The following is a 4,738-nucleotide window of genomic DNA, read 5'->3' on the forward strand; positions in this document are numbered from 1 at the left end:
ACAGCAATCAAAGGAGCAATCCGCTGAAAGATGGACTCGCGTCCGATTAGATAGTTGGCGGGGTAACGGCCCACCAAGTCGACGATCGGTAGCCGGACTGAGAGGTTGATCGGCCACATTGGGACTGAGACACGGCCCAGACTCCTACGGGAGGCAGCAGTGAGGGATATTGGGCAATGGGGGAAACCCTGACCCAGCAACGCCGCGTGAGGGATGACGGTTTTCGGATTGTAAACCTCTGTCCTCTGTGAAGATAGTGACGGTAGCAGAGGAGGAAGCTCCGGCTAACTACGTGCCAGCAGCCGCGGTAATACGTAGGGAGCAAGCGTTGTCCGGATTTACTGGGTGTAAAGGGTGCGTAGGCGGATTGGCAAGTCAGAAGTGAAATCCATGGGCTTAACCCATGAACTGCTTTTGAAACTGTTAGTCTTGAGTGAAGTAGAGGTAGGCGGAATTCCCGGTGTAGCGGTGAAATGCGTAGAGATCGGGAGGAACACCAGTGGCGAAGGCGGCCTACTGGGCTTTAACTGACGCTGAGGCACGAAAGTGTGGGTAGCAAACAGGATTAGATACCCTGGTAGTCCACACTGTAAACGATGATTACTAGGTGTGGGGGGTCTAACCCCCTCCGTGCCGGAGTTAACACAATAAGTAATCCACCTGGGGAGTACGACCGCAAGGTTGAAACTCAAAGGAATTGACGGGGGCCCGCACAAGCAGTGGAGTATGTGGTTTAATTCGACGCAACGCGAAGAACCTTACCAGGTCTTGACATCCAACTAACGAAGCAGAGATGCATTAGGTGCCCTTCGGGGAAAGTTGAGACAGGTGGTGCATGGTTGTCGTCAGCTCGTGTCGTGAGATGTTGGGTTAAGTCCCGCAACGAGCGCAACCCTTGTGATTAGTTGCTACGCAAGAGCACTCTAATCAGACTGCCGTTGACAAAACGGAGGAAGGTGGGGACGACGTCAAATCATCATGCCCTTTATGACCTGGGCTACACACGTACTACAATGGTCGTTAACAGAGGGAAGCAATACCGCGAGGTGGAGCAAAACCCTAAAAACGGTCTCAGTTCAGATTGTAGGCTGCAACTCGCCTACATGAAGTTGGAATTGCTAGTAATCGCGGATCAGCATGCCGCGGTGAATACGTTCCCGGGCCTTGTACACACCGCCCGTCACACCATGGGAGCCGGTAATACCCGAAGTCAGTAGTTTAACCGCAAGGAGAACGCTGCCGAAGGTAGGATTGGCGACTGGGGTGAAGTCGTAACAAGGTAGCCGTATCGGAAGGTGCGGCTGGATCACCTCCTTTCTATGGAGAACCAAGAATAGCTAAGGTTGTTCTTCAACATCCTAGGTTAGATTACAGGGAAAACTTTTAATCGTTGTTTAATTTTGAGGGTCTTGATCCTCAAGAACGGGGCATCTTCGTTCTGAAAAGAATATGGGGGTGTAGCTCAGCTGGGAGAGCACCTGCTTTGCAAGCAGGGGGTCATCGGTTCGATCCCGTTCATCTCCACCAAGGGCCGAAAGGTTCGAACAACCGGTGGTTTAACTAGATATGGGCTTATAGCTCAGCCGGTTAGAGCGCACGCCTGATAAGCGTGAGGTCGGTGGTTCGAGTCCACTTAAGCCCACCAAGCGGAGCAATCCGCAGAATGTACCTTGAAAACTGAATAAAGCGAAGCAGATAAAAATGCGAGAAAACTGTTATTTACTAGAGAATTATTTAAAAGGTCTAACGATCCAAATAATTGTTTAGGGTAATAACTGCAATTTCAAAGAAGCGAAAAAGTTTAAGTTTATTCTTTGCAAAGAGAAATAACTACAAAACTCATTTCTAATTCCAAGAAGAGAACACATGGTCAAGCTACAAAGAGCGCAAGGGGAATGCCTTGGCACTGGGAGCCGATGAAGGACGCGACTAACTGCGATAAGCTACGGGGAGCCGTAAGTAGGCATTGATCCGTAGATTTCCGAATGGAGCAATCCGATTAAAGTCATGTTTAATCATCATACACTGAATACATAGGTGTATGAGGGGAACCGCCTGAACTGAAACATCTAAGTAGGGCGAGGAAGAGAAATCAACCGAGATTCCGCTAGTAGTGGCGAGCGAACGCGGAGGAGGCCAAACCAAGAGTAGTAATACTTTTGGGGTTTGGACAGCGATGTGTAGGATTAAGTTTAGCAGAATGGCATGGGAAGGCCAACGAAACAGTGTGAGAGTCACGTATGCGAAAAGCGAAATCCGCTAGCTGTATCCAGAGTACCGCCGGACACGTGAAACCCGGTGGGAATATGGGGGGACCACCCTCCAAGCCTAAATACTACCCAGTGACCGATAGTGTATAGTACTGTGAAGGAAAGGTGAAAAGGACCCCGGGAGGGGAGTGAAAAAGAACCTGAAACCTTGTGCTTACAAGCACCGAGAGCCCATCAACGGGTGATCGGGTACCTTTTGTAGAATGGTCCGGCGAGTGAATGTAACTGGCGAGGTTAAGGACTTAAGGTCCGGAGCCGTAGCGAGAGCAAGTCTGAATAGGGCGTATGAAGTCAGTTGTATTCGACCCGAAACCGGGTGACCTACCCATGTCCAGGTTGAAGTGGAGGTAAAACTCCATGGAGGACCGAACCGACTCCCGTTGAAATGGTAGCGGATGAGGTGTGGGTAGCGGAGAAATTCCAATCGAACCCGGAGATAGCTGGTTCTCTCCGAAATAGTTTTAGGACTAGCCTCGTATTAGATTACCGGAGGTAAAGCACTGAATGAGCTAGGGGCCGAGAGGTTACTGAACTCTATCAAACTCAGAATGCCGGATAATTGATGTACGGGAGTCAGACAGTGTGAGATAAGTTTCATTGTCAAAAGGGAAACAGCCCAGACCCACAGCTAAGGTCCCAAAGTACGGTTAAGTGGAAAAGGATGTGGGGTTGCACAGACAACCAGGATGTTGGCTTAGAAGCAGCCACTCATTAAAAGAGTGCGTAATAGCTCACTGGTCGAGTGACCCTGCGCCGAAAATTTAACGGGGCTAAATCGTACACCGAAGCTTGGGATGCAGTAATGCATGGTAGGAGAGCGTCGTATAAGGGGTGAAGTCAGAGCGTAAGCGCTGGTGGACTTTATACGAGTGAGAATGCCGGAATGAGTAGCGAGAAATATGTGAGAATCATATTGGCCGAAAGTCTAAGGTTTTTGGAGGAAGGTTCGTCCGCTCCAAGTAAGCCGGGAGCTAAGGTGAGGCCGAAAGGCGTAGCCGATGCACATACGGTAGATATTCCGTAGCCGCCAAAAGATTTAAGTAAGAGGACACCTTGAAAGGACTTGACCCGGGCGATGGTTGCCCCGGGCGAAAGGGACCGAAATTTAGTAGGGAAGCAAGTTTGGACGAGGGCGAGAAAAGTCTTATGTATATCTTCGGCGCCCGTACCGCAAACCGACACAGGTAGATAGGAAGAGAATTCTAAGGCCAACGGGAGAAGGGTAGTTAAGGAACTCGGCAAATTGACCCCGTAACTTAGGAATAAGGGGTGCCACAGCGATGTGGTCGCAGAGAATAGGCCCAGGCAACTGTTTATCAAAAACACAGGTCTCTGCCAAATCGAAAGATGAAGTATAGGGGCTGACACCTGCCCGGTGCTGGAAGGTTAAGAGGAGATGTGCAAGCATTGAATTGAAGCCCCAGTAAACGGCGGCCGTAACTATAACGGTCCTAAGGTAGCGAAATTCCTTGTCGGGTAAGTTCCGACCCGCACGAATGGTGTAATGATCTGGGCACTGTCTCAATTACCCGCCCGGCGAAATTGTAGTACCGGTGAAGATGCCGGTTACCCGCGACAAGACGGAAAGACCCCATGGAGCTTTACTGTAGCTTAATATTGGGTTTCGATAATTTATGTATAGGATAGGCGGGAGACTAGGAAACCGTGGCGCCAGCCACGGCGGAGTCGACGTTGGAATACCGCTCTTAAGTTATTGGAATTCTAACCTGCGGCCATGAATCTGGCCGGGGGACATTGTTAGGTGGGCAGTTTGACTGGGGCGGTCGCCTCCAAAAAGGTAACGGAGGCGCTCAAAGGTTGGCTCAGCATGGTTGGAAACCATGCCTTAGAGTGTAAACGCGTAAGCCAGCCTAACTGCGAGGATGACGGTCCGAGCAGTAACGAAAGTTGGAGTTAGTGATCCGGCGGTATGAGAGTGGAATTGCCGTCGCTCAACGGATAAAAGCTACCCTGGGGATAACAGGCTGATCTCCCCCAAGAGTCCACATCGACGGGGAGGTTTGGCACCTCGATGTCGGCTCATCACATCCTGGGGCTGTATTCGGTCCCAAGGGTTCGGCTGTTCGCCGATTAAAGTGGTACGCGAGCTGGGTTCAGAACGTCGTGAGACAGTTCGGTCCCTATCTGTCGTGGGCGCAGGATATTTGAGGAGAGCTGTCCTTAGTACGAGAGGACCGGGATGGACGCACCTCTGGCGCACCAGTTGTCACGCCAGTGGCACAGCTGGGCAACTATGTGCGGAACGGATAAACGCTGAAAGCATCTAAGCGTGAAGCCGACTCCAAGATTAGATATCCCATAGCGTAAGCTAGTAAGACCCCTTGTAGACTACAAGGTTGATAGGCTGCATGTGTAAGCACGGTAACGTGTTCAGCTTGGCAGTACTAATAGGTCGAGGGCTTGACCATAATCCTTCTTGGTTCAAGATTGCGCTTTCTTCTCCCATT

General features: G+C 50.6%; 2 tRNA genes and 2 rRNA genes. All 4 read left to right on the plus strand.

From position 1 onward, the window contains the following. Positions 1-1,317 (plus strand): 16S ribosomal RNA (locus tag R2K26_RS15345); the annotation flags it as partial. Positions 1,318-1,451: 134 nt separating this feature from the next. Further along, positions 1,452-1,527: transfer RNA gene (locus R2K26_RS15350), tRNA-Ala, on the plus strand. A 41-nt stretch (positions 1,528-1,568) separates the two neighbouring features. Beyond that, positions 1,569-1,645 (plus strand) — tRNA-Ile (locus R2K26_RS15355). 223 nt (positions 1,646-1,868) lie between these two features. Further along, positions 1,869-4,699, plus strand: a 23S ribosomal RNA gene (locus R2K26_RS15360). The last annotated feature ends 39 nt before the right edge of the window (positions 4,700-4,738 follow it).

This window comes from Neglectibacter sp. CSJ-5 (assembly GCF_032490475.1).
Classification (GTDB): domain Bacteria; phylum Bacillota; class Clostridia; order Oscillospirales; family Acutalibacteraceae; genus Hominenteromicrobium; species Hominenteromicrobium mulieris.